Annotated in this window: 22 protein-coding genes; 11 read left to right on the forward strand and 11 right to left on the reverse strand. The window is 71.3% G+C overall.

Annotated elements, in window-relative coordinates; genetic code table 11:
- Window positions 1-16: 16 nt before the first annotated feature.
- Window positions 17-1,366 (reverse strand): deoxyguanosinetriphosphate triphosphohydrolase, encoded by a 1,350-nt coding sequence (locus tag ACZ60Q_RS02840; RefSeq protein WP_469627370.1) that lies wholly within the window; start codon window positions 1,364-1,366, stop codon window positions 17-19.
- A 407-nt stretch (window positions 1,367-1,773) separates the two neighbouring features.
- Here ACZ60Q_RS02840 and ACZ60Q_RS02845 point away from each other — a divergent pair, with 407 nt between their 5' ends.
- A complete protein-coding gene (locus tag ACZ60Q_RS02845) occupies window positions 1,774-2,610 on the forward strand; it encodes a SanA/YdcF family protein (RefSeq protein ID WP_469627373.1) in 837 nt (278 codons plus the stop codon).
- Between the two features lie 117 nt (window positions 2,611-2,727).
- Here the strand turns inward: ACZ60Q_RS02845 and ACZ60Q_RS02850 are convergent, their stop codons facing one another.
- The 3 genes from ACZ60Q_RS02850 to ACZ60Q_RS02860 form a co-directional block, all read right to left on the reverse strand.
- A complete protein-coding gene (locus ACZ60Q_RS02850) occupies window positions 2,728-3,228 on the reverse strand; it encodes a gamma-glutamylcyclotransferase family protein (protein WP_469627376.1) in 501 nt (166 codons plus the stop codon).
- An 8-nt stretch (window positions 3,229-3,236) separates the two neighbouring features.
- Window positions 3,237-3,578, reverse strand: a complete 342-nt coding sequence (gene cutA, locus ACZ60Q_RS02855; protein WP_469627378.1) for a divalent-cation tolerance protein CutA — start codon at window positions 3,576-3,578, stop codon at window positions 3,237-3,239.
- 71 nt (window positions 3,579-3,649) lie between these two features.
- Window positions 3,650-4,279: an NADPH-dependent FMN reductase gene (locus ACZ60Q_RS02860; protein ID WP_469627380.1), complete on the reverse strand. Its 630-nt coding sequence runs from the start codon at window positions 4,277-4,279 to the stop codon at window positions 3,650-3,652.
- 137 nt (window positions 4,280-4,416) lie between these two features.
- Here ACZ60Q_RS02860 and ACZ60Q_RS02865 point away from each other — a divergent pair, with 137 nt between their 5' ends.
- From ACZ60Q_RS02865 to ACZ60Q_RS02880, 4 genes are all read left to right on the forward strand, one after another.
- Window positions 4,417-5,229 carry an aminotransferase class IV family protein gene (locus tag ACZ60Q_RS02865; protein ID WP_469627383.1) on the forward strand — a complete coding sequence of 271 codons (813 nt, stop codon included), beginning with the start codon at window positions 4,417-4,419 and terminating at the stop codon, window positions 5,227-5,229.
- Window positions 5,230-5,308: 79 nt separating this feature from the next.
- Window positions 5,309-5,779, forward strand: coding sequence for a DUF5990 family protein (locus ACZ60Q_RS02870; protein ID WP_469627386.1), 471 nt, complete (start codon window positions 5,309-5,311; stop codon window positions 5,777-5,779).
- 459 nt (window positions 5,780-6,238) lie between these two features.
- A complete protein-coding gene (locus ACZ60Q_RS02875; RefSeq protein WP_469627388.1) occupies window positions 6,239-6,784 on the forward strand; it encodes a hypothetical protein in 546 nt (181 codons plus the stop codon).
- Between the two features lie 82 nt (window positions 6,785-6,866).
- A complete protein-coding gene (locus ACZ60Q_RS02880) occupies window positions 6,867-7,499 on the forward strand; it encodes a class F sortase (RefSeq protein ID WP_469627391.1) in 633 nt (210 codons plus the stop codon).
- A gap of 12 nt (window positions 7,500-7,511) precedes the next feature.
- On the opposite strand, the gene ACZ60Q_RS02885 is transcribed toward ACZ60Q_RS02880, so the two are convergent.
- Window positions 7,512-8,303 (reverse strand): TSUP family transporter, encoded by a 792-nt coding sequence (locus ACZ60Q_RS02885; protein ID WP_469627394.1) that lies wholly within the window; start codon window positions 8,301-8,303, stop codon window positions 7,512-7,514.
- Window positions 8,304-8,525: 222 nt separating this feature from the next.
- On the opposite strand from ACZ60Q_RS02885, the gene ACZ60Q_RS02890 reads away from it, so the two are divergent.
- Complete coding sequence (locus ACZ60Q_RS02890; RefSeq protein ID WP_469627397.1) at window positions 8,526-9,692, forward strand: alkaline phosphatase PhoX; 1,167 nt, start codon at window positions 8,526-8,528, stop codon at window positions 9,690-9,692.
- A gap of 75 nt (window positions 9,693-9,767) precedes the next feature.
- On the opposite strand, the gene ACZ60Q_RS02895 is transcribed toward ACZ60Q_RS02890, so the two are convergent.
- The 4 genes from ACZ60Q_RS02895 to dusB form a co-directional block, all read right to left on the reverse strand.
- Window positions 9,768-10,175 carry a VOC family protein gene (locus ACZ60Q_RS02895; RefSeq protein ID WP_469627400.1) on the reverse strand — a complete coding sequence of 136 codons (408 nt, stop codon included), beginning with the start codon at window positions 10,173-10,175 and terminating at the stop codon, window positions 9,768-9,770.
- Window positions 10,176-10,407: 232 nt separating this feature from the next.
- Window positions 10,408-11,460 (reverse strand): ArsR/SmtB family transcription factor, encoded by a 1,053-nt coding sequence (locus ACZ60Q_RS02900; protein WP_469627403.1) that lies wholly within the window; start codon window positions 11,458-11,460, stop codon window positions 10,408-10,410.
- Between the two features lie 628 nt (window positions 11,461-12,088).
- The gene (gene ppdK / locus ACZ60Q_RS02905) at window positions 12,089-14,800 is read right to left on the reverse strand and encodes a pyruvate, phosphate dikinase (protein ID WP_469627406.1); all 2,712 of its coding nucleotides are present in this window, start codon (window positions 14,798-14,800) and stop codon (window positions 12,089-12,091) included.
- 560 nt (window positions 14,801-15,360) lie between these two features.
- Window positions 15,361-16,509 (reverse strand): tRNA dihydrouridine synthase DusB, encoded by a 1,149-nt coding sequence (gene dusB, locus ACZ60Q_RS02910; RefSeq protein WP_469627409.1) that lies wholly within the window; start codon window positions 16,507-16,509, stop codon window positions 15,361-15,363.
- Between the two features lie 836 nt (window positions 16,510-17,345).
- On the opposite strand from dusB, the gene ACZ60Q_RS02915 reads away from it, so the two are divergent.
- Window positions 17,346-17,861: a hypothetical protein gene (locus ACZ60Q_RS02915; protein WP_469627412.1), complete on the forward strand. Its 516-nt coding sequence runs from the start codon at window positions 17,346-17,348 to the stop codon at window positions 17,859-17,861.
- Between the two features lie 192 nt (window positions 17,862-18,053).
- Window positions 18,054-18,419, forward strand: coding sequence for a hypothetical protein (locus ACZ60Q_RS02920; protein ID WP_097955513.1), 366 nt, complete (start codon window positions 18,054-18,056; stop codon window positions 18,417-18,419).
- A gap of 222 nt (window positions 18,420-18,641) precedes the next feature.
- Here ACZ60Q_RS02920 and ACZ60Q_RS02925 read toward each other — a convergent pair whose 3' ends face one another.
- A complete protein-coding gene (locus tag ACZ60Q_RS02925) occupies window positions 18,642-19,898 on the reverse strand; it encodes an arginine deiminase (protein WP_469627415.1) in 1,257 nt (418 codons plus the stop codon).
- 456 nt (window positions 19,899-20,354) lie between these two features.
- On the opposite strand from ACZ60Q_RS02925, the gene ACZ60Q_RS02930 reads away from it, so the two are divergent.
- On the forward strand, window positions 20,355-21,533 hold the full coding sequence (locus tag ACZ60Q_RS02930; protein ID WP_469627418.1) for a PP2C family protein-serine/threonine phosphatase: 1,179 nt from the start codon (window positions 20,355-20,357) through the stop codon (window positions 21,531-21,533).
- Between the two features lie 13 nt (window positions 21,534-21,546).
- Here the strand turns inward: ACZ60Q_RS02930 and ACZ60Q_RS02935 are convergent, their stop codons facing one another.
- Window positions 21,547-22,125, reverse strand: coding sequence for a TetR/AcrR family transcriptional regulator (locus ACZ60Q_RS02935; RefSeq protein ID WP_469627421.1), 579 nt, complete (start codon window positions 22,123-22,125; stop codon window positions 21,547-21,549).
- A gap of 70 nt (window positions 22,126-22,195) precedes the next feature.
- Between ACZ60Q_RS02935 and ACZ60Q_RS02940 the strand changes: the two genes are divergently transcribed.
- On the forward strand, window positions 22,196-23,089 hold the full coding sequence (locus ACZ60Q_RS02940; protein WP_469627424.1) for an NADP-dependent oxidoreductase: 894 nt from the start codon (window positions 22,196-22,198) through the stop codon (window positions 23,087-23,089).
- Window positions 23,090-23,272: 183 nt separating this feature from the next.
- Window positions 23,273-24,037 carry a hypothetical protein gene (locus ACZ60Q_RS02945; protein WP_469627427.1) on the forward strand — a complete coding sequence of 255 codons (765 nt, stop codon included), beginning with the start codon at window positions 23,273-23,275 and terminating at the stop codon, window positions 24,035-24,037.
- Window positions 24,038-24,117: the final 80 nt, after the last annotated feature.

The raw sequence follows: 24,117 nt of genomic DNA on the forward strand, positions 1-24,117 counted from the left end.
GGTTCCAGTCTGCCGGTCACCCGCGACGGGCGGTGAGTGCGGCGTGCAGGGATCGTGCGGAGGCATCGGTGAGCGCGGCGATCTGGTCGACGAGGACCCGCTTGCGGGCGTGGTCGTCGGACATCTGCTCGAACAGGGCGCGGAAGTGCGGTTCCAGGCCCTCGGGGGCGCGGGCGGTGAGGGCGGCGGCCAGCTCGGCGATCACGACACGCTGGTCGGCGCGGAGGGCCTCCTGCTCGGCGCGCTGCATCACGTAACGGTCGGCGACCGCCTTGAGCACCGCGCACTCGTGGCGCACCGCGCGCGGGACGACCAGCTCGGCGCCGTACCGGCCGAGGCGGCCGGGGCCGTACACCGCGCGGGTGGCGGTCTCGGCCTCCGTGCAGAAACGGCCGATGAGCTGGCTGGTGGCGTCCTTCAGGCGGGCCTGGGCCACGGCGGAGCCGTCGTAGCCGTGCGGCCACCAGTCCTGGTCGATCAGCCGGTCCAGGGCCTCCGACAGCTCCTGCGGGTCGGTCCCGGCCGGGACGTAGCGGCCGATCGCGACCGCCCAGATCTCCTCCCGCTCCGGCTCGGCATAGAGGCAGTTGGGGTCGATGTGCCCGGCGTGCAGCCCGTCCTCGAAGTCGTGCACCGAGTACGCCACGTCGTCGGACCAGTCCATCACCTGGGCCTCGAAGCAGGTGCGGCCCTCGGGGGCGCCCTCGCGGGCCCAGGCGAAGACGGGGACGTCATCCGCGTACACCCCGAACTTGGCGGAGAGCGGGTCGGTGGGGTGCGCGCCGCGCGGCCAGGGGTACTTGGTGGCGGCGTCCAGGGCGGCCCGGGTCAGGTTGAGGCCGACGCTGACCAGGTCGCCGGTGCGCGGGTCGCGGACGAAGCGCTTGGGTTCCAGGCGGGTCAGCAGGCGCAGCGACTGGGCGTTGCCCTCGAAGCCGCCGCAGTCGGAGGCGAAGTCGTTGAGCGCCTGTTCGCCGTTGTGGCCGAACGGCGGATGGCCCATGTCGTGGGCCAGGCACGCCGTTTCCACCAGGTCCGGGTCGCAGCCGAGGACCGCGCCCAGCTCGCGGCCGACCTGGGCGCACTCCAGGGAGTGGGTGAGCCGGGTGCGGGGGCTGGCGTCCCAGACGAGGGAGCGGGTGCCGGGGGTGACCACCTGCGTCTTTCCGGCGAGCCGGCGCAGGGCCGCGGAGTGCAGGACCCGGGCCCGGTCGCGTTGGAAGGCGGTGCGGCCGGGGCGCTTGTCCTCCTCGGTGTCGAAGCGCTCGGTGTCGGCGGACCCGTAGGGGCTCGCCTCCCGTGCGCTCGGTGCGCCCCGCACTCCGTGTGTCCGCTCTGCCCCGTGTGCGCCCTGTGTGCCGTCCATGGTTCCGACAGTAGCGACCGGGACGGACAACGTGGTGCGAGCGGGCCGGGATGTCAGGCGGAAGCGGGCAGGCTCACCGCGTCGGCCGGGGCCAGGGCACCTCCCGGGGCCGACCGCGCCTGCTCGGCGGGGTCCCGAACAGCGGCCGGTTCAGTTCGATGTGGCGTTCCGGGAGGCGAGGCCGAGCCGGGCGCCGAGCCGGGCGGGCGGTACACGGTGGGTGCGGGTGCGGTGGGTGCGGGCCCGTGCGGTCCTCTCCCCGCCGGTGTCGGACGCCACATCCGGGGCGGCCGGCGAACCTTTGCGGCATCCCGGTCGTCAGGTGGGGTGGGGGCACACGGCCCGCGCGCAGCCGGCGCGACGGGCGGGCGAACGGACTGACGGACAGACAGACGGGTGGGGTTCTGGTGCGTGGGAAGAGCGGGAAGGCCGGGGGGAGACGCAAAGCGCTCGGGCGGTGGCTGGAGGAGCACCGGTGGCAGGCCCGGTCCGTACCGGGAGCCCGGTCCGTACCGCGGCTGCGGCTGCCGGCCCGGTCGCGGCTGTCCGCCCGGTTCCGGTCGCCGTCGTGGCCGGTGGTGCGGCTGCCGCGCACCCGGCGGGCGCAACGGCGGCTGGCGCAGGGGCTGATGACCGCCTGTGTGCTGGCCCTGGTGCCCGCGACCTGGATGCGGCTGGAGGCCGGCGACCGGGTGGGCACGACGGCCGAGGCTCCGGCGCGGGAGGTCGCCGTGGTGTTCGGTGCCGGACTGTGGAAGGGCCGGCCGACCGATTACCTCGCACACCGGTTGGACGCGGCGGTCGAGCTGTACCGGACCGGGAAGGTGAAGGTCGTCCTGGTCACCGGGGACAACAGCCGTGTGGAGTACGACGAGCCGGACGCGATGCGCACGTATCTCACCGGGCGCGGGGTGCCGGACGAGCGGATCGTGAGCGACTACGCCGGGTTCGACTCCTGGGACTCCTGCGTCCGGGCCAAGAAGATCTTCGGGGTCGACCGGGCGGTGCTGGTGAGCCAGGGCTTCCACATCCACCGGGCTGTCACTCTGTGCCGGTCCGCCGGGATCGACGCGTACGGCGTCGGGGTCGACGAGCCACGGGACTCCACCTGGTACTACGGCGGCGCCCGGGAGCTCGCGGCCTCGGGCAAGGCCGCGCTGGACGCCCTGCTCCGGCCCGACCCGCGTTTCCTGGGGCCAAAGGAGCAGGGCGTGACGGAAGCGCTGGCCACCGGGGCGCGCTGACGGCCCCCGGGGCACGGCACGGGGCGCGGGGGCCGACAGCCCCGAGCACGGTGCGAGGCGCGTTGACGGCCCGGGGCGGGCCGTCGGATGTCTGCGCCGGGCGGGTGGAGTCCGGCGTCAGCGGCTCGGCCGGGCCGCCCCCTGGGAGGCGCCCGCCGCACCTCCGGCTGTCCACCGCCCCTCGGGGATGCGGACCCCGCCGGTCCGCAGCGAGCGGGTGACGGCGGTCGCGGCCAGGTAGACCCAGGCCCGCACGGACTCCCCGGCCTCCGCCCCCTCCCGCCCCGGCAGCTCGACCTCGCGGACGACGCGTTCGTACAGGTTGCGCGGGTGGCCGGGGCCGAGGAACTCCTCCAGGTGGTCCAGCAGCCCGAGCAGTTCGCCGTACACCCCGGGCGCGGCGACGAGCAGCGTGCCGTGGACGCGGCCGTGACCCTCGATCGCGTACGGGTAGCCGGGACCTTCGTAGAGCAGGGCCCGGGGCAGCACGGCCGGCCGCTCCCCCACCGTTCGGCCCCGGAGGAACAGGTCGTGGTTGGGTTCGCCCGGCAGCAGCGTCCCGTACACGAAGAAGGGCAGCCCGGCGGCGACGGGGCCGCCGGGGGCGGTCGTGGTCATGGCCGCCGTCACAGGGCTGCCGGGGGCGCCGTCTCCGCGGTCACCCAGCCGAGGTAGCGGGCGCTGCCCCGGATCACCGGCAGGGCGATGATCTCCGGCGTCTCGTAGTCGTGCTCCCGCTGGAGGTGTTCCTCCAGTTCGTCGTAGCGTTGCGCCGTCGTCTTGAAGAACACCTGCCACTCCTCTGTCGTCTCGATGGCGTTCTGCCACCGGTAGACGGAGGTGACGGGTGCGGAGACCTGCGCACAGGCCGCCAGCCTGGCCTCCACCGCCGACTGCGCCAGGGCGCGGGCCTTGTCCTCGCTGTCGGTCGTGGTCAGTACGGTCAGCCATGCCGGCGGCGCTGTCATCGTCACTCTCCTCGGAGTTCGGCGGGCTCCTTGCCCATGGGCCTTCGGTGCGATTGTCGTCCCACGGCGGGTCAGGCGCCGTACGGACGGAGATTCCGGGCGTCGCGCAGGGCGGTGCCCCACCACACCAGCTGGTCCAGCAGCGTCTTGGCCGCCGCGCCGGCGGGCCCCGGGTCCAGGTGGCGTCCCTCGTCGTCGAAGAGGGCGCCGGCGTTGTGGAAGGACACGGTGTCACGGACGGTGACGGTGTGCAGTTCGGCGAAGACCTGCCGGAGATGTTCGACGGCCCGCAGCCCGCCGGAGATACCGCCGTAGCTGACGAAGGCAACGGGCTTGGCCCGCCATTCCTCGTCGTACCAGTCGATGAGCGACTTCAGTGGTGCGGGGAACGAGTGGTTGTACTCGGGGGTGAGGACGACGAAGGCGTCGGCCGCCGCGAGCCGGGCGGAGACCGCGCCGAGCCGCGCCGCCTCCTCGGGTCCGGGGCTGAAGGTGATCTCGGTGGGGAGGCCGGCCTCGGCGACGTCGACCAGCTCGGTCTCGATGCCGGGGTGGCTCGCCGCTCGGGCCAGGAACCAGTCGGCGACGACGGGTCCGAAGCGGCCGTCGCGGTTGCTGCCGAGAATGACGGCCACTTTGAGGGGGGCGGGCTCGGTGGATGACGTGGATACGGATGACGTGGATACGGCGGTGATGTCCATGGCGCCGACCTTTCCCCCTCAACCCTGGTTGAGGTCAAGCGCGCCCGTCCTGAGCCTGCCGATCCGGGTCCGGACGGTGTCTGTCCGGTCCGGACGGTATCTGTCCGGTCCGGACGGTGTCTGTCTACGGTGGCCGCATGACGACACACCGGCCGAACACGCCCCTGCCCCACATCGAGTTCGACGGCCGCCCGGCCACCGTGGAGGATCTACGGATCCCCGCGCTGTACGGCTACGGCCACTTCACCGCCATGCAGGTGCGGGACGGCAGGGTGCGGGGTCTCGGACTGCATCTCGCCCGGCTGGACGCCACGAACCGGGAGCTGTTCGACCTGCCGTTGGACGGCGACCTGGTGCGGGAGCTGATCCGGCACGCCCTGGACGGGGCGGGGGTGCGGAACGCCTCGGTGCGGGTGTACGGCTATCTGCCGCCCGGCGCGACGCGCACGACCCTGATGGTGACGGCCCGGGAGCCCGCCGCCAGGCCGGCCGGGGCGCGGAGCCTGATGTCGGTGCCGTACGCGCGCACGGCCCCGCACATCAAGCGGCCGGGCGAGTTCGGGCAGACCCACTACGGGATCCTGGCGGGGCGGGCGGGCTTCGACGAGGCGCTGCTGACCGCGCCGGGCGGAGTGGTGACCGAGGGCGCGATCACCAACATCGGCTTCTGGGACGGGAGCTCGGTGGTGTGGCCCGACGCCCCGGCGCTCGCCGGCATCACGATGACCCTGCTGGAGCAGGGGCTGGAGCGGGCCGGACGGCCGTCGGCGCGCCGCCCGGTGACGCTGGAGGGCCCGGCCGGGGTGGGCCGCTATCCGGCCGCCTTCGTCTGCAACTCGCAGGGCATCGCGCCGGTGCGGCGGATCGACGGCACCGTGTTCACGGTCGACGAGGAGCTGATGAGGGAGTTGGGCGCGGTGTACGACGGTGCCCCGGAGGACACCGTGTGAGACGCCCCGGAGCACCCGCGCGAGACGCCCCGCGCCAAAGGGCGGGGCGCCCGTTCCGGCCGTGCCGGACCATGGGGGCATGCAGATTCATATCGAGGCCTCAGCCCTCCCCGGCCGTGACTGCGGCCCGGACAGCGACTTCCCCGGGTACGCGAACATCCACGTCGGCGTCCAGCGCAAGGACCGGCCGGGCGAGCTGCTCGGCCTGCACCCCGGGGACGCCCCGTCCGCCTCGTGGGTGCTCGACTGCACGGCCACCGCGACGGCGGACGGAATCGAGGTGGCGGGGCCCTACGTCCAGAACCGGCTGGGCGGGCGGTTCGTCTATCTGTCGTGGGGCACGGTGGACGACGCCGGGGTCTTCACCATGTTCCGGCGCGCCAAACTGATGTTCGACGACATCGACCCGGACGTCCTCGAAGCCGCCGCGCGCTCCGGACACCTCACCGGGCGGCTCGGGCTGGCCGACGCCAAGGGGCAGCCGCTGTGCGCCCGGGTACGGCCGCCGCAGATCGCCTGGAGCGCCACGGACGGGGTGAGCGGAGCCTGAGGGAGCCGGGCGCGAGTGGAGCCCGGGAGCGACCAGCCGCCGGAGGCGGGAGCGCCCGGGCCCCGGGAGCCGCCGGAGGCGGGAGCGACCGGGGGCGGATCCGACACCGCCCCCTCCGGTCCAGGGGGGAGTGGACCGCAGGGGGCGGGTGCCGTGGGGGGCGGGGGGGGGATCCGCCCCGTGGGGGGTGTCCTACGTGTGCCCGGGGCCCACAAGGTCATTCATGTGACCTGCGTCACACCTCATGTTCGCGCCTCACCCGATCGGCACCCGGCCCGGCAGCGCGGACCGAACGGCCCAGCCGCACCGCCACGACCTGCGACGATCCATTCCGGCAAGGGTGCCGCGCCGGTCCGTACGGGTGAAAGCTGACCGCACGTCAGAAGGCGTGGCGGGCCGGGCCCCCGTTGGCTCGGGGACAGGACACACCCGCTCGCGCCGTCTGCCCGGAGGATCCCCATGCGCAGTCCTGCCCGCCTCGTGACCGGCACCGTCGGTGCCGCGTTCACCGTCATCGCGTTCGGTCTCACCGCCGCCGCTCCGTCCGCGTACGCGGGTGACTTCGGCCGTCTGGAGATCACCCCGGCGACCGCGCCCCCCGGTGCCACCGTGACCGTGAACACCACCGCCTGCGGCAAGAAGGGCTCGGGCATCGGCGACGCGAACTCCCTGGACGCCGGGGACTTCGAGCTACGCCCCGGCGCCGAGAAGGATGTCGTGGTCGGCCGGTTCACCGTGCCGCACGACACCCGTCCCGGCAGCTACGAGATCATCGTCTCCTGTGACAACGGCAAGGACGCCGTCGGCGACCTGGAAGTGATCGGCGGCGGCAAGCACGAGAAGCCCATCCACGACCGCCCGTCCGGCCATGTACGGACCGGGGTCGGCGGCAGCGTCGAACCGAACTCCACACAGGTCGCGCTCGGCGTCGGCGTGATCGGCCTGGCCTCGGTCGGCGGACTGTGGCTGCTGCGCCGCCGCTCCGAGGGCGCCGAAGGAAGCTGAACCCCCGCTTCCCCCCTGACCGGGCGGGGCGCGTCCCCGAGCGCGCCCCGCCCGCCCCGGACCACCGACCGAGGACGACGCCGTGTCACCGAGCGCGCAGAAGGCCAAGGGCTGGCTGGTGGGCATCGCCGTGCTGTGCGGCATCTGGCTCATCCAGAACGGGCCCGGCGGCCAGCTGATCCCGCCGCAGCCCTCCGGCGCCCAGGCCTTCGCCGCCGGGCCCCAGCTCCAGCCCGGCTCCCCGGTCGCCGAGCCGCTGAACCCCTCCGAGCCGGTCCGCATCCGCATCCCGAGCATCGAGGTGGACGCGCCGATGACGCGGCTGGGGCTGGCCGCGGACGGCAGCCTCGACGTACCGCCGGACGGGGACCGCAACCTCGCGGGCTGGTACGAGGGCGGCGTCCCGCCCGGCGCGCGGGGCACCGCGATCGTCGCCGGACATGTGGACAACGCGGACGGCCCGTCCGTCTTCTACGCCCTGGGAGCCCTGACCAAGGGAACCGGGATCGAGGTGGTCCGCGAGGACGGGCGCACGGCCGTGTTCTCGATCGACGCCATCGAGGTCTACGACAACGACGACTTCCCCGACCAGCGGGTCTACGGCGACTCGCCGCACGCCTCGCTCCGGCTGATCACCTGCGGCGGCGGCTTCTCGAAGGAGACCGGCTACCAGGGCAACGTGGTGGCGTACGCGCACCTCACCGAGGTGCGCTGAGGCCGGCGCCCCCTACGCGTTCCACTGGTCGAAGCCCAACTTGGCGACCAGCGAGAACACCACGGTCAGCAGCACCGCCCGGACGAAGCCGCTGCCCCGGCTCAGCGCCATCCGGGCCCCGATCATCCCGCCCGCCAGGTTGAAGAGCGCCATCACGGCCGCGAGCTGCCACAGCACGCTGCCCTGGTACGCGAACATCGCCAGCGCCCCCGCGTTGGTGCACACGTTGACGATCTTCGCGGTGGCCGACGCGGTCACCAGGTCCAGGTGGAGCACGGCGCTCAGGGCCAGTACCAGGAAGGTGCCGGTGCCCGGCCCGAACAGCCCGTCGTAGAAGCCGATACCGCCGCCGACCAGCACGATCGCCGTGACGATCCGGGCCCGGGTGACGGGCCGGTCCGTGCCGTCGCCCGCCGCGGGCGCCCCGAAGGACGGGCGCAGCAGCACGAAGGCCGCGACCCCCAGCAGCACGACCATGATCACCGGGCGGAGCACATCGCTGCTGATCCCGGCGGCGAAGAACGCCCCGGCCATCGACCCGGCGAGCGCCATCAGCCCGACCCGCACCGCCAGCCCCACCCGCACCGGGGCCTTGCGCAGGAAGGTCACCGCGGCACCCGAGGTGCCCACGATCGCGACGGCCTTGTTGGTGCCGAGCACCTGGGCCGCCGGGACGTTCGGCAGGCCGAGCAGCAGTGCGGGCAGGAGCAGTAGTCCGCCGCCGCCCACCACCGCGTCGATCCAGCCCGCGGCGGCTGCGGCGAGGCAGAGGAGCACCAGCATGGTCAGGGTTATGTCAGGCACGGACCGACATTAGACGCCGGTCGCCGATCCCTTCTCGCTGGCCCTTCTGCCTGGCCCCTCACAGGGCCCCGGAACCGCCGCCCGGAATGCGGCCTGCGCAACTCCTCCGCCGCCCGTTCACTTACACGTGACGCTCCGTCAACTCCGTACTCCTACAGTCCTGACGGCGTGACCCGCCGGTCCGTCCGGAGCGGCGGTCCCACACTCATGCGTGGAGTGATCGTGGAACGTCGGACCTTCTTGCGCACCGCGGTGATCGGCAGCTCGGCGGCCGCCTTCGGCGGCACGCTGTGGCGGGGCGCCGCCTTCGCCGACCCGGCCCAGCCGGCCCCCGGCCCGTACGGCTCGCTCCAGGCGGCCAACGGCGACGGGATCCAGCTGCCGAGCGGCTTCACCAGCCGTGTCGTCGCCCGCTCCGGGCAGACGGTGCCCGGCACCTCCTACCGCTGGCACAGCGCGCCCGACGGCGGGGCGACGTACGCGGACGGCCCGGGCTGGATCTACGTCTCCAACGCCGAGGTGTCCCCGGGCAGCGGGGGCGGGGCGAGCGCGGTGAGGTTCGACTCCTCGGGGACGGTGACGTCCGCGTACCGGATCCTCGCCGATACGAACAACAACTGCGCGGGCGGCGCCACCCCGTGGAAGACCTGGCTGTCCTGCGAGGAGGTCACCCGCGGGTATGTGTACGAGACCGATCCCTGGGGCGTGAACGCGGCGGTACGGCGTCCGGCGCTGGGCCGTTTCAAGCACGAGGCCGCCGCCGCCGACCCGGACCACGGGTACGTCTACCTCACCGAGGACGAGAGCGACGGCCGCTTCTACCGCTTCCGGCCCGCCACCTGGGGGAACCTGTCGAGCGGCACACTCCAGGTGCTGGTGGCCGGCACCTCCGCCTCGGGACCGGTGACCTGGGCGAACGTGCCCGACCCGGCCGGCTCCTCCACCCAGACCCGGCACCAGGTGTCCGGGGCGAAGGTGTTCAACGGCGGTGAGGGCTGCTTCTACGCGGCGGGCACCTGCTGGTTCACCACCAAGGGCGACAACCGGGTGTGGGCGTACGACGCGAACGCCTCGTCGATCTCGCTCGCCTATGACGACTCCCTGGTGAGCGGCGGCTCCGCCCCACTGACCGGCGTGGACAACGTCACCCGGTCCGGGTCCGGCGACCTCTACATCGCGGAGGACGGCGGGAACATGGAGATCTGCCTGATCACGCCGGACGACACGGTGGCCCCGTTCCTGCGGATCACCGGCCAGTCCGGTTCGGAGATCACCGGGCCCGCGTTCTCGCCGGACGGCGGCCGGCTCTACTTCTCCTCGCAGCGCGGTACGAGCGGAAGCTCCTCCGGCGGCATCACGTACGAGGTGAAGGGGCCCTTCCGCGGCTGACGGGCCCGCCTTCCGGATCGGGCGGCGGGCCGGCCGACGCGAACTGCCGCGCCGGCCCGGCGTACCGTCCCGGGCTCAGGCCTGGCCTACGGCGGCCGGGTCCATCCACATGACCTCCCAGATGTGGTGGTCGGGGTCCTGGAACGAGCGGCCGTACATGGAGCCCATGTCCTGCGTCTCGCCCGCCGGGAACCCGCCGGAGGCCAGCGCCGCGTCGACGATCTCGTCGACCTTCTCGCGGCTGTCGGCGCTGAGGGCGAGGATCACCTCGGTCGCCTTCGACGCGTCGACGACGTCCTTCTTGGTGAAGTCCTTGAAGCGCTCCTCCGTCATCAGCATCGCGAAAATCGTGTCGCTGATGACCAGACACGCGGTCTTGTCGTTGCTGAAAGCCGGGTTGGTCGTGAAGCCGAGCTTCCCGAAGAAGCCCACGGTGGTCTCCAGGTCCTTCACCGGCAGGTTCACGAAAATCATCTGCGCCATGGTCGTTTCCTGTTCCTCTGTGCTGTGGCGCCCGCGGTGGTCCGTGCGGCGCTTTCGATGGTTGGACGGCCGAGCCGTGCGGAACTCATCGGCGTACGGCAGAAGATTCGCACGGACCACTGACAACGGCTTCCGGACAGCGGCCTCTCGGGCCGCCGGCCCCCCTCGGGCACGCCAGGTCTCCTCGGGCGTGCCGTATCTCCTCGGACCCCGTCAGGTCCCCTCGGCCCCGTCAGGCTCCCTCGGGCAGGGCGAGCGGGGCTCCGCCGCGCAGCAGGGAGCCGCCGAGCGGGGTCAGCGTGTGCAGGACCGAGCTGCCGTGGCGCAGCGTCAGGACCAGGCCCGCCTCGCGCAACACGGAGGCGTGCTGGCTCGCGGAGGCCAGCGACACCCCGGCCCGGCGGGCGAGTTCGCTGGTGGTGCAGCCGTTGCCGATGGAGGAGAGGACGGCCGAGCGGGTGTGTCCGACGAGCCGGCCGAGCCAGGGGCCCGGCTCGGCGAAGACCGGGGCTCCGGGGGTCGCCACCGGGTAGACGAGCACCGGCGGGAGCGACGGGTCGCGGTAGACCACGGGTGTGCTCCGGCAGAAGAAGGACGGCTGGAGCAGTAACCCGCGCCCGTCCAGGTGCAGATCGCGGTCGCATGGGTAGTCCGCCTCCAGCACGGGCGGACGCCACCGGATCATCGGCGGCAGCGCGGCCAGGAGCCCGTCCACCCCGCCGTCCAGCAGGGCCCGGCCGCGGACGGCCCGGTCCGCCTCGACGCTGGCCCGAATGTGTGGCCAGTAGGGCTCAACGGCCGCGTGGTGGTAGCTGCGGAGGGCCCCGATGAGCCGGGCGAGCGGCTCGGCACGGCCCTCCAGGAGCGCGGCGGGCAGCGCCGCGCTCGCTCTCCGCGCTCCGGGGTCCCGTTGACGCGGGCCGGCGGGCAGGCCGGCCCGCCGGCGTATCCGCCCGTCGGCCAGCAGCTTCAGCTCCGCGTGGACGCGGTCGGCCGGAGTGTCGCGCAGCGCCTCCATTCCGATGTCGAGCCCGAGAGGTTCGGCGCCCTCCGGGGAGGGCGTCAGAAAATCCGGGAAATAGCCGCGGGGCGGGACGACCGCCGCCAGCAGCTGTGCTTCACCATTCAACCGCGCCCGGGATTCCGAACGCCATTTTCCGAACACCGTCGATGCGCGCCGGTCCCTGATCCGGTGAAAGCTGAGAATGGTTTCCCACAGCGCGTCCGGCCTCGTGGCCATCCGCACCCGCGAAAGGTCCAGCCTGGACACATGGATACGCAGCACTACTCCCCCACCTGTTGCATCCGCAATGCCCCCACCCAAAGGGTATGCGGACCGTCACAGGAGGTCACCACGGGGTTTCGGCCAGAAGTGAAAGGTCTCGCCCCGTTCCGCTCCACCCGAAAAGCTGTACGTCGTCGGGTACGCATCCGGTGCCCACCGGATGAGCACGTGAAGGCCGTGGGGGGCTTTGTGTGTTCGGCGGCGGTGGGCGACGGTGCGGCTCCGTACCCGACGGGGGTAAGCCGGGTGCGGTCCATGGGTGGGGATCCATGGACCGCACCCCGGTCCCCGGCCCGTCACCCGCATTTCTTTGCGAGCTGAACGAAGCAATGTGCTCTGCGCCACATTCTCCGCACGACATTTGTGCGCGCTTTTGATGACTTACACGCACCGCCCGTCATTTCCGCACACGCCACTTCCCTACGGAACCGTAACGGGCGGCACAGGCGAAGCGGCGGCACCCCCGCACAGGGTGCCGCCGCTTCTCGGTGTTCCGGGGCCGCCGTCGGACCGGTGAGCCGGTGAGGGCCGGGCTCGGGTTCGGGCGGCCCCGGAGGTCGGGGCTGTTCGTGCGGCCCCGACCGGTGGGTCCGGGCCGTCTCCACGGCCCCGACCCGGTGAGTCCGGGTCAGCGGCTGTCACTGCCCCGGGACTCGGCTGCGGCCCGGCCCGCCTCCAGGCGGGCGACCGGGATGCGGAACGGCGAGCAGGAGACGTAGTCCAGGCCCACCTCGTGGAAGAAGTGCACGGACTCCGGGTCACCGCCGTGCTCACCGCAGACGCCGAGCTTGAGGTCCGGGCGGGTGGCCCGGCCGGCCTCGGCGGCGCTGCGGACCAGCGCGCCGACGCCGTCCCTGTCGATCGTCTCGAACGGGGAGACCCCGAAGATGCCCTTCTCCAGGTACGCGGTGAAGAACGAGGCCTCCACGTCGTCGCGGGAGAAGCCCCACACCGTCTGGGTGAGGTCGTTCGTGCCGAAGGAGAAGAACTGTGCGGCCTCGGCGATCTGGCCCGCCGTCAGCGCGGCGCGCGGCAGCTCGATCATGGTGCCGATGGTCAGCTTGAGGTCGGTGCCGGTGGCCGCCTGGACCTCGGTGATGACCCGGTCGGCCTCCTCGCGGACGATCTCCAGCTCCTGGACCGTGCCGACGAGCGGAATCATGATCTCGGCGCGCGGGTCGCCCTTGGCGTTCTTGCGCTGGGCGGCGGCCTCGGCGATGGCCCGTACCTGCATGGCGAACAGGCCCGGGATGACGAGGCCCAGGCGCACCCCGCGCAGACCCAGCATCGGGTTCTGCTCGTGCAGTTTGTGCACCGCCTGGAGCAGGCGCAGGTCGTTCTCGTTGGCGTCCTTGCGGGACTCGGCGAGCGCGACGCGGACCGACAGTTCGGTGATGTCGGGAAGGAACTCGTGGAGCGGCGGGTCCAGCAGGCGGACGGTGACGGGCAGTCCGTCCATCGACTCGAACAGCTCGATGAAGTCGGCCTTCTGGAGCGGGAGGAGAGCGGCCAGCGCGGTCTCGCGCTCGTCGTCGGTGTCCGCGAGGATCAGCCTCTCGACCATCCCGCGGCGCTCGCCGAGGAACATGTGCTCGGTGCGGCACAGGCCGATGCCCTGGGCTCCGAAGCGGCGGGCCCGCAGCGCGTCCTCGGCGTTGTCGGCGTTGGCCCGCACGCGCAGTCGGCGCACCCGGTCCGCGTACGCCATGATCCGGTGCACGGCGGCGACCAGTTCGTCGGCGTCGTCGGCCCCGGCGTGCATCCGGCCCTCGAAGTACTCGACGACCGGGGACGGTACGACGGGCACCTCGCCCAGGTAGACCTTGCCGGTGGAGCCGTCGATGGAGACCAGGTCGCCCTCCTCGATCACCTTGCCGCCGACCGTCATCCGGCGGCGCTTGGTGTCGACCTCCAGGTCCTCGGCACCGCAGACGCAGGTCTTGCCCATGCCGCGCGCCACGACCGCCGCGTGCGAGGTCTTGCCGCCGCGCGAGGTCAGGATGCCCTCGGCGGCGATCATGCCTTCGAGGTCGTCGGGGTTGGTCTCGCGGCGGATCAGGATGACCTTCTCGCCGGAGCGGGACCACTTGATCGCGGTGTAGGAGTCGAAGACGGCTTTGCCGACAGCGGCGCCCGGGGACGCGGCGATGCCCCGGCCGAGCAGTTCGGTCTTCGCCTCGTCGTCGAACCGCGGGAACATCAGCTGGGCGAGCTGGGCGCCGTTGACGCGCTGGAGGGCCTCGGCCTCGTCGATCAGCCCCTGGTCCACGAGCTGGGTGGCGATCCGGAAGGCGGCGCCGGCGGTGCGCTTGCCGACCCGGGTCTGGAGCATCCAGAGCCGGCCGCGCTCGATGGTGAACTCGATGTCGCAGAGATCCTTGTAGTGGTTCTCCAGGGTCTCCATGATCTGCATGAGCTGGTCGTACGACTTCTTGTCGATCGACTCCAGATCGGCGAGCGGCACCGTGTTGCGGATACCGGCGACGACGTCCTCGCCCTGCGCGTTCTGGAGGTAGTCGCCGTAGACGCCCTGGTGGCCGCTGGCCGGGTCGCGGGTGAAGGCGACGCCCGTGCCGGATTCGGGGCCCAGGTTGCCGAAGACCATCGAGCAGACGTTGACGGCCGTGCCGAGGTCGCCGGGAATGCGCTCCTGGCGGCGGTAGAGCTTGGCCCGGTCGGTGTTCCACGAGTCGAAGACCGCGTTTATGGCCAGGTCCATCTGCTCACGGGCGTCCTGCGGGAACGTACGTCCGGCCTCGGACTCGACGATCTTCTTGAACTGCTGGACGAGCTTCTTGAGGTCGGCCGCGGCGAGGTCGGTGTCGACCGTGACCTTCTTCGCGTCCTTGGCCGCCTCCAGCGCCTCCTCGAAGAGGTCGCCGTCGACCCCGAGGACGGTCTTGCCGAACATCTGGATAAGCCGGCGGTAGGAGTCCCAGGCGAAGCGCTCGTCGCCGGACTGGGTGGCGAGACCGGCCACCGAGGCGTCGGAGAGACCGATGTTCAGGACCGTGTCCATCATGCCGGGCATGGAGAACTTGGCACCGGAGCGGACGGAGACCAACAGCGGGTCGTCGGCCTGGCCGAGCCGCTTGCCCATGCGCTCCTGAAGCGCCTCGAGGTGCGCACTCACCTCTTCGCGCAGCGCGGTCGGCGCGTCGCCGCTGTCCAGGTAGACCTTGCAGGCCTCGGTGGTGATCGTGAAGCCCGGAGGGACGGGCAGCCCGAGGTTGGTCATCTCGGCGAGGTTGGCACCCTTGCCGCCCAGAAGATCCTTCAGATCCTTGTTGCCCTCGGTGAAGTCGTAGACGAACTTCTGGGGATCATTGTTTTCCGACACGGGTCTCGACTCCTCGAGGACGCGGTGGCTGCCCTGACGGCGAGGAACATACCCAGATCGAAGGTGGATGGGTACGTCCACTTGGTCGTCATACGGCCGCAACCACCCGTCCGCCAGCAGATCGAAAGGCTCGCCCGGCCGAAGCATCTGACGTTCCGCCTTCACCTCCTGAATGCGGTATGGCCGAAACTTGACCCTGACCGCTCATGTGAGCAGCCTCATCGACAAGTGAGTTCACTTGTCGAATTCAGCGAGGTGGCACTGAGTGCCACGCCTTCCGGAAGTGCAGTCATGTCGAAATCGCTCATCTGAGCGCAACCCCGATCAAGGGTGGCGTGAATCACGCTCGTTTCGGACCCCGGATTTCAGGATCCGGACGGATCGGGCAGTCGCCGAGGACCCCGAGGTCCACCTCCTTCAGGCTACGGGCGAAGGTCCGCGCCCGCGCGGGCTCCGACGCCGGACCGGGTCTCCGGACACGCCGGAGCGCCACGCCGCGCCGGGCGTGGGCATGCGGGGGGAGGGGGCTGAGGTCTTGTGCGGGGAGGGCCGGTGCGGGATCAGCCGCCGGAGGTGTCCAGCTCCGCGTCGGCGCTGACGCCCGCGCAGTCGTACGGGTCCTTGAGCCAGCCGTCCGGCAGGACGACCCGGTTGTTGCCCGAGGTCCGCCCGCGCGGCCCGTCGGCGCCGTCCGGCCAGGGCTGGTCGAGGTCCAGTTCGCGCAGCTGGCCGCTCAGCTCCTCCAGCGAGGAGGTGATCGCCAGCTTCTTGCGCATCTCGGAGCCGACCGCGAAGCCCTTGAGATACCAGGCCACATGCTTGCGGAAGTCGATCACGCCCCGCACCTCGTCGCCGATCCACTCCCCCAGCAGCGTCGCGTGGCGCACCATGACGTCGGCGACCTCGCGCAGGGCGGGCGCGTGCCGGGCCTCGCGGCCCTCCATGGCGCTCACCAGGTCGGCGAAGAGCCAGGGCCGCCCCAGGCAGCCGCGCCCGACGACGACGCCGTCGCAGCCGGTCTCCCGCATCATCCGCAGGGCGTCGTCCGCGCACCAGATGTCGCCGTTGCCGAGCACGGGAATCTCCGGAACGTGCTCCTTGAGCCGGGCGATGGCGTCCCAGTCGGCGGTGCCGCCGTAGTGCTGGGCGGTGGTGCGCCCGTGCAGGGCGACAGCGGTGATGCCCTCCTCGACGGCGATGCGGCCGGCGTCGAGGAAGGTGAGGTGGTCGTCGTCGATGCCCTTGCGCATCTTGATGGTGACGGGGAGGTCCCCGGCTCCCGAGACGGCCTCCCTGAGGATGGCCCGCAGCAGGTGCCGCTTGTACGGGAGCGCGGAGCCGCCGCCCTTGCGGGTGACCTTGGGGACCGGGCAGCCGAAGTTCAGGTCGATGTGGTCGGCCAGATCCTCGTCCACGATCATCCGGACCGCCTTGCCGACGGTGACCGGGTCCACTCCGTAGAGCTGGATCGAGCGCGGGGTCTCGGTCGCGTCGAAGTGGATGAGCTGCATGGTCTTCTCGTTGCGCTCGACCAGCGCCCGCGTGGTGATCATCTCGCTGACGAACAGCCCCTTGCCCCCGGAGAACTCCCGGCACAGCGTCCGGAACGGGGCGTTGGTGATGCCGGCCATCGGGGCCAGCACGACCGGCGGCAGCACGGTGTGCGGGCCGATGCGGAGCTGTGGGAGGGCGGGGGCGAGCGTGGTCATGGCTCCATTGTCGCGTACGTGGCGCGGGACGCGGGCGCACGGATGCCTGAGGGCAGCCCCGTGGCGGCTCAATCGTCCTGATCCTCGTCATCGGAACGCCTTCGACGGAATCGCCCGCCCTGGCCGCGACGGGATGACGATCCCGAGTTCTTCGGCACAGGCGAGAAGGGCAAACGGAAGGACACCGATTCGCCTGCTCACCTGTCTCCTCCACAACTGAACATGTGCGGGCCGCCCGAATCGGAGAGCGATCACCCGGCTGACCAGGCGCGAGAAGGTTCCCGGATCTCTTCGCCAAGCCGCATAAGGAGTGCGCAGACGGACGGCGGAATCCGACGATGCGCGGCGCACTCGGTGGACCCGGGACGGTCCTGGTGAGCCGCTCCGGCCGGGTGCGGACGGGCAGGCGGGCTGTCACTGGGAGCTGCCGGGCGACGCGATCAGCGGCATCGCGCGTATCCGGTCCGGTACGGGCTGTCCCGTGCTGCCCGGTTTCACTCCCGTCGCCGCTGTCGTCGGCAGCGCGACGCGTACCGCCCGACCACACAGAACCCTCTCTGCGTCATATCGACGACCAGGTAAGGAATTTGACGGAGTATCCACCGAAGGAAGCGGAGTTTCCCGGCCGTGACCAACCAGACGACGAAATCTAAAGCAGCCGGGTTGCCCACTCCTTCGATGATTCTTTTCACCCCCGGCCGCTTTCCGTGCCACCCTCCCGCAATGCAAGGATTTCTGCGACGCCGACCGCCTGACCCGTGGGCGGCGCAAGAAAGGCAGCCTCGCCAATTGAGAAGCAGCGAGGGCCTGTTCATCCACAAGTGGGGGAAATCTTCATGCGCAGAACCAGCACGCGCGGCATCGCGCTGTCCGCCATCGCCGTCCTCACCAGCGGTGCTCTGCTCGCCACCGTGGCGCCTACGGCCACGGCCGCCGTCCCGGCGCAGCAGCGGGCGACGGCACTGGCGGCAGCAGAGGAAGTACCGCCGCTCACCACCGAGCAGCGGCAGTTCATCGAGGAGGGCATGGGCCCGGAGGCGATGGCCGAACTGGAAAGGGCCATGAGCCGGGGATCCTCCGGCAGCGTGCAGCCCCGCGCGTTCCCGATCGCCGCCGCGGCCATCGCGGCCGCCGCCTGGTGCGCGAAGGGTGCGCTGGCTTCCATTCCCACCTCCGTGCTGAGCGATATCGGGGCGGGCAAGGCGTCCAGCAAGAAGACCTACGTCCGTAATGCCGTCATCGGATGCATCGGCGGGGAGATCGGCGGCGTCGTCTGGAAGTTCCTGCCCGGGTGGGTGAAGGACAAGGCCGTCAACATGGTCATCGCCTTCATCATCAAGTACGTCCGCTGAGGGCCGTCCCGCCGCTCCCGGTGGATCAGCGCGCGGCGTCGGACGCGCGTCTCGCAAGCCCGCAGGGACATCCGCATACTGGATGTACGGGGATGTTCCGACAGCGCGGCGAGGTGCCGCAACTGTCGTCGCGCGTCGGCCGGGAACAGCGCGACGGACCTGCGGCAGGGCACGACAGAGCACGAGGTGCACATGGCCTACCTGTTCCTCTTCGGCTGCTTCTTCCTGCTGGTAGTCGTCAGTTCGCTGGCAGCCCGCACCGGCTACCGGGGCAAGGTGTGCGACGGGGCCGTCGGTTACGAGGTCCCGGCCGAGGTGAAGGCTGACCCCGCACTGCGGAAGCGGGCCAACGACCTGGTGGCGTTCTGGTGTACCGGTGTCGCCGCACTCGGGGCCGCGCCGCTGGTTCCCCTGGGCATCGTCATCATGAGCGGTGGCGGCCGGTCGATCTCGACCTGGGGGCTCGCTGCCTTCGCCGGGTACGCCCTGATCATCGGGATCGTCGGCGGCTACCCGTTCGAGAAGATCAAGCAGCTCGGGGCCTCCGCAGGGCGGTGAGCGCAGGCGGTATGGACCCGTGAGGGCCCGAGACGGGAAACCGCCTCGGGCCCTCACGGGTGCGCCCCTGGTACCTCCGGGGCCCGGCCTCCCCGTGCGATCCGGTGCGAGGGCTCCGGCAGGCGCAGCTCTCGGCGTCCACCGCCGGACGGCTGACCTGGCTCGGCCCACCGGGTGGGCCGAGCCAGGAAGCGGGGTGCCCGGCGTGCGGCGGTCCCGCGGTCAGAACGTCACCGCGTCGCGGATCAGCGGGCAGGTCATGCAGTGCCCGCCGCCCCTGCCCCGGCCCAGCTCCGCGCCGACGATGGTGATGACCTCCACCCCGGCCCTCCGCAGCAGCGCGTTCGTCTGCGTGTTGCGGTCGTAGGTGAAGACCACGCCGGGCTCCAGCGCCACCGCGTTGTTGCCGCTGTCCCACTGCTGGCGCTCCGAGGCGTAGACGTCACCGCCCGTCTCGATCACCCTGAGCCGGGGAAGGCCCAAAGCGCGGGCAACGACCTCGGTGAACGGGGTGCTGCCCTCGTCGGTGATCTCGATCCCGGGCGCCAGGTCGGACGGCCGCAGCGAGAAGGCGCGGACGCCGTCCATGATGCGCGGGTACAGCGTGACGATGTCCCGGTCCGCGAAGGTGAAGACCGTGTCGAGGTGCATCGCCGAGCGCAGCTTCGGCATCCCGGCGACGATCACGTGCTCGGCCGCCCCCTGCTCGAACAGGGCGGCCGCGACCTGGGTGATGGCCTGGCGGGAGGTCCGTTCGCTCAGGCCCATGAGGACGACGCCGTTGCCGACGGGCATGATGTCCCCGCCCTCGAACGTGGCCTGGCCCCACTCCTTCTCGGGGTCGCCCCACCAGACGTCGCTGCCCCGGAAGTCGGGGTGGAAGGTGTAGATGGCCTTCATCAGGAGGGTCTCGTCGCGCCGGGCGGACCAGTAGAGCGGGTTCAGCGTCACTCCGCCGTAGAGCCAGCAGGTGGTGTCACGGGTGTACAGGGTGTTGGGCAGCGGCGGCATCAGGTACTCCCGCGCCCCGGCCCCCTCGCGGGCGAGCGCCACGTACCCCGAACGGAACGCGTCGGGGAGGTCGGCGGTGGCGAGCCCGCCGATCAGGTACTCCGCGAGGTGCCGCGGTGTCAGGGTCTCCAGGAAGGCGCGGGTGTCGTCGATCAGGCCGAGGCCCACCTCGTTGGCGGTGATCTTCCGGTCCAGGAGCCACGTCCGGGCCTCGGGCACAGCCACCGTGGCGGCGAGCAGTTCGTGCAGTTCGACGACCTCCACGCCGCGCCCGGTGAGCTGGGCGACGAAGTCGGCGTGGTCCCGCTGGGCGTTCTCCACCCACATCACGTCGTCGAACAGCAGATCGCCGGAGTTGGTCGGGGTCAGCCGCCGGTGGGCCAGTCCGGGGGCGCAGACCAGGACCTTGCGCAGATGTCCCACCTCGGAGTGGACGCCGAGGGCGGAAGCGGGGGTGGTGCTGTTCACGAGGGGCCTTTCGCTCGGTGCCGGCAGAAGGTGTGCGGGGTCGCTCGGAGCGAGGACGCGCGGGGGGCGCCCGGACCGAGGACGTAGGGGTCGCTGGGAGCTGGACGTGCGGGGTCGCTCGGAGCTGGACATGCGGGGTCTCCCGGAGCTGGATCGAGCCCGTGGCCGGCGCCGCGAACCCGGCGACGACCCAGCCGACCAGCGAAAGCTAGCAACCTTATGGCGCGATACGACCGATATCGCCACCGGCGGAGTGGTGCACCAGGCCTGCTCGCGGAGCCGCACACCGCAGGTGAACTCGGTTCGTCCCGCGCGCATCCGAGACTTCGCGCCCCGGTCGCCACCACGCGCCGCCACTCGCCGCAGCCACCCGGATTCCCCGACCGGGGCAATGAGAGAGGCGTCAGCGGGCATAAGCACTCTCTACTTTTGGAGGCTGTGGTGACGCATGACCGGATGGGACTGGCTGAGGTGCTGGCGGCGGCGGAGAACGCGGCCCCGGTGGACTCGCTCGATGTCGTGGCACGCAATCTGCGGACCCGGTTCGGGGCGCGGTACGTGTCCTTCCTCTTCGTCGACGTGGTCGGCAACCGTCTGCTGCGGGTCAACGACACGGCCGGCGTCTCCCAGGAGCACCGGGCCGAGAGAGTCCCCCTGGCCGGCAGCGGCGTCTACGACAAGGTTCTGCGTGCCCAGAAGCCGGTGCTGGCGGAGGACGACGAGCTGGGGCGGCGCGTGCTCGCACCGGTCACCAACCGCGGTGACACCATCGGCGTGCTGGAGCTGTTCCTCGACGTCGTGACCGAGGGCGTGTTGGAACAGGTCGAGGAGGCCGCGCACGCACTGGCGTACATCATCGTCACCGACCGTCGCTTCACCGACCTCTACCACTGGGGGAACCGCACGACGTCGGTCAGTCTGGCGGCGGAGATCCAGCGGCAGCTCCTCCCCTCGGCCGCCTCCTGCGAGGCAGGCGAATTCGCCCTCGCCGGAGCCTTGGTCCCGGCATCCGACATCGCGGGCGACACCTACGACTACAGCCTCGACAACGACACCCTGCATCTGTCCGTCACCGACGCCATGGGCCACGACGTCGACGCCTCCCTCACCGCGACCCTGGTCGTGAACGCCTCGCGCGGCGCCCGCCGCGCCGGATCGGGCCTCGCCGAACAGGCCCACCACACGCATCAGGCCCTCCTCGACCACGGGCGCCACACCTACGCCACGGGCCAGTTGCTCCGCATCGCCCTCGACGGGAGCGGCGCCCAGTTGGTCAACGCCGGCCACCCCGGGCCGCTCCGGTTGCGTGACGGCGCGGTCGAGGAGCTGGACCTGGTCGTCAACATGCCGTTCGGGTTCACCGCTCAGGGCCCGTACGGGGTACAGGACATCGACCTGCGCCCCGGTGACCGTCTCGTGCTGTTCACCGACGGAATGCAGGAACGCGAAGCGGAGAGAGTCGACCTGCCCGGCCTCCTGCTGCGGACCGCGGCCGAGCACCCGCGCGAGGTCGTCCGTGCCCTGGTCGGCGCGGTGGCCGACGCCTATGGCGGTCGACCACCGAAGGACGACGCCACCGTCCTGTGTCTGGACTGGCACGGCCCTCGCAACGGGGCCCGCCGGTCGGACGCCTGAGCCCGGACGCTCCTCAGGCGAGGCGGGCAGCCCCCCATGCCGCCTCGATCATCCGGAAGATCTCGTCCACCGCGGCCCCCGGATCAGCCGCCTCGCGGGCCAGCGCGTAGCCGTCGATCACGAACCTCGCGATGGTCCGGCAGGCTGTCGACGTCTCCGGTACGCCGAGATCGGCGGCGATGGCGGCGGCCAGCGACTCCGCGTGGCGCAGCCGCATCGACTCCTCGTACTCCCGCAGGGGTGGTGACGACTCGATCATGTTCCACACCGGCGCGGCCTCCGGCGCCGTGCAGTGGCGCACCAGGGCGTGGACCTCGCGCCGCAGCGCGGGAATCAGCGCCTCGTCCGGCGTCCGGTCCGCGACCGCCCGGACGAGGCCCTGTTCGAAGCCCTGGTCCTGCTCGAAGACCAACGCCTCCTTCGAGGCGAAGTGGGAGAAGAGCGTGGTGACGGCCACGTCCGCCTCGGCCGCCACCTCTCGGATACCGACGGCGTCGTACCCGCGTTCCAGGAAGAGCCGCAGAGCGGTGTCGGCGATCTTCTGGCGGGTCGCGGCCTTCTTGCGCTCGCGGCGTCCGGGCGGCTCGGTCATGCGCGAACGCTACCAAATACAAAACAACAACGACTCCGTAATACTAACGGTTAGTGTTACGGTCGAGCGCATGAAGAAAGTGAGCTTCGCCGCGTTCGGCGGCCCGGACGTCCTGCACCTCATCGACGCCGAGGAACCCCACGCGGGCCCCGGCCGGATACGCGTCCGTGTACGCGCCGCGGGGGTGAACCCCGTCGACTGGCGCATCCGCGAAGGCCAGGTCCTCGGAGCCCATCCGGTCGAACTGCCGTCAGGAGTAGGCCTCGACGCCGCAGGAGTGGTGGACGAGGTCGGCGAGGGCGTGGAGGGAGTGGAGGTCGGCGACCACGTGTTCGGTGAAGGCTCCGCCACGTACGCCGAGTTCGCCGTGCTGTCCGCGTGGGCCCGGATGCCTGAGGGCCTGACGTTCGAGGAGGCGGCCGGCTACCCGTCCGTGGTGGAGACCGCCCTGCGCGTCCTGCGCGAGGTCGGGGTCCGCCCCGGTCAGACACTGCTGGTCAACGGTGCTTCCGGCGGGGTCGGTTCGGCGGTGTCGCAGATCGCCCGCGACCGGGGCGTCACGGTCATCGGCACGGCCGGCGCCGCCAACCAGGAGTACCTGCGCGGCCTGGGCGCGCTCGCCACGACGTACGGCGAGAGCTGGGTCGAGCGGGTGCGGCTGCTCGGCCGCGTCGACGCCGCGCTCGATCTGGCGGGCTCGGGCGTGCTCCGCGAACTGGTCGAACTGACCGGTGACCCGGGGAAGGTGGTCAGCATCGCGGACCTGGACGCGGCGGAGTTCGGCGTCCGGTTCTCCGGCGTGGCGGGGAGCGTGCCGGACGCACTGGCCGAGGCGGCGGCGCTGATCTCACGCGGCAGGCTGCACATCCCGGTGGAGAAGTCCTACCCGCTCGCCGAGGCGGCCACCGCGCACATCGACAGCCGGGCGGGGCACACGCGGGGCCGCCGCGTCATCGTCATCTGACGGCCGGAGTTCCACCGTCGGCCGCGAGCGGAGTGGGATAGCGAGCAGACGTGATCCGAGAGACGGGCTTGCCCGACGCCCCACGGTGATGGCGGGTGTACAACCCTGTGTGGATGCCGGATGTCTGTAAGGCGCCGAAGGGATGAGTCTTCGGCACCTTTCCGTACGGAGATCGGGGATCAGGTGGGAAAGCAGGTCTGGAGAGTCGTCGTGGCCGGAGGTGCGGCGGCGGTGTTCACGGCGGTGGCGGCGGTACCGGCCGGGGCGGCCGAGGGTGGGGTCTCGTTCACCCGTGTCCAGGTGAACGGCGGCAAGCCGATCGTGATCGGGACATCGAAGGAGGTCGCGGTGCCCGCCTCCTTCCGGATCACGACCAAGCACCAGTGGAAGTGGTCGATGGCGTACCTGTACCGCAAGGGTGTGGGTGACCAACTGTGGCACGCCATCGAGACGAGCGACTGCATCAAGGTGAGCTTGGGCGTCTGCGACATCAAGGAGACGATGTATTTCGACCCGAGTCTCTACGACATGCGCAACAGCGAGGCCGGGGCCTGGAAGGTCGCGGCCGAGGTGCGCTTCAAGGGCGGCGGCGGTGACACCGACGACGAGGGTCTGACGGTGCACGTCAAGCGCAACTCCCGCCTGACCGTCAACGCCTCGCCCGAACCGGTCTCCAAGGGCAGGACCATCACCGTGACCGGAAAGGTCACGCGGGCCAACTGGGAGACCAGGAAGTACGCCTCCTACGCGGACCGCACGGTGAGCCTCCAGTTCAAGCCCTCCGATGCCGCCTCCTACACCACGGTGAAGAAGGTGCAGGCGAACGGCTCGGGCGCCCTCAAGACCACCGTGAAAGCCTCCAAGACGGGCACCTGGCGCTGGGTGTACTACGGCAACACCACCACCGGGCCGTCGACGTCGCCCGGGGACAACGTCGTCGTGAAGTGAGGCCCGCCGTCCCGACGGGTCGGCGGGGGCCGAGCCGTCGGTGACGGCGGTACGGCGGTGACGGCGGTACGGCGGTGACG

This window comes from Streptomyces sp. NPDC104313, from assembly GCF_055583985.1.

Excerpts from the sequence above, each read along its gene's own strand:
- ACZ60Q_RS02930 (WP_469627418.1), top strand. The coding sequence starts at position 20,355 with ATGGGACTGGCTGAGGTGCTGGCGGCGGCGGAGAACGCGGCCCCGGTG.
- ACZ60Q_RS02940 (WP_469627424.1), top strand. The coding sequence starts at position 22,196 with ATGAAGAAAGTGAGCTTCGCCGCGTTCGGCGGCCCGGACGTCCTGCAC.
- ACZ60Q_RS02840 (WP_469627370.1), bottom strand. The coding sequence starts at position 1,366 with ATGGACGGCACACAGGGCGCACACGGGGCAGAGCGGACACACGGAGTG.
- ACZ60Q_RS02935 (WP_469627421.1), bottom strand. The coding sequence starts at position 22,125 with ATGACCGAGCCGCCCGGACGCCGCGAGCGCAAGAAGGCCGCGACCCGC.
- ACZ60Q_RS02915 (WP_469627412.1), top strand. The coding sequence starts at position 17,346 with ATGCGCAGAACCAGCACGCGCGGCATCGCGCTGTCCGCCATCGCCGTC.
- dusB (WP_469627409.1), bottom strand. The coding sequence starts at position 16,509 with ATGACCACGCTCGCCCCCGCCCTCCCACAGCTCCGCATCGGCCCGCAC.
- ACZ60Q_RS02850 (WP_469627376.1), bottom strand. The coding sequence starts at position 3,228 with ATGACCACGACCGCCCCCGGCGGCCCCGTCGCCGCCGGGCTGCCCTTC.
- cutA (WP_469627378.1), bottom strand. The coding sequence starts at position 3,578 with ATGACAGCGCCGCCGGCATGGCTGACCGTACTGACCACGACCGACAGC.
- ACZ60Q_RS02860 (WP_469627380.1), bottom strand. The coding sequence starts at position 4,279 with ATGGACATCACCGCCGTATCCACGTCATCCGTATCCACGTCATCCACC.
- ACZ60Q_RS02895 (WP_469627400.1), bottom strand. The coding sequence starts at position 10,175 with ATGGCGCAGATGATTTTCGTGAACCTGCCGGTGAAGGACCTGGAGACC.
- ACZ60Q_RS02875 (WP_469627388.1), top strand. The coding sequence starts at position 6,239 with ATGCGCAGTCCTGCCCGCCTCGTGACCGGCACCGTCGGTGCCGCGTTC.
- ACZ60Q_RS02865 (WP_469627383.1), top strand. The coding sequence starts at position 4,417 with ATGACGACACACCGGCCGAACACGCCCCTGCCCCACATCGAGTTCGAC.
- ACZ60Q_RS02870 (WP_469627386.1), top strand. The coding sequence starts at position 5,309 with ATGCAGATTCATATCGAGGCCTCAGCCCTCCCCGGCCGTGACTGCGGC.
- ACZ60Q_RS02920 (WP_097955513.1), top strand. The coding sequence starts at position 18,054 with ATGGCCTACCTGTTCCTCTTCGGCTGCTTCTTCCTGCTGGTAGTCGTC.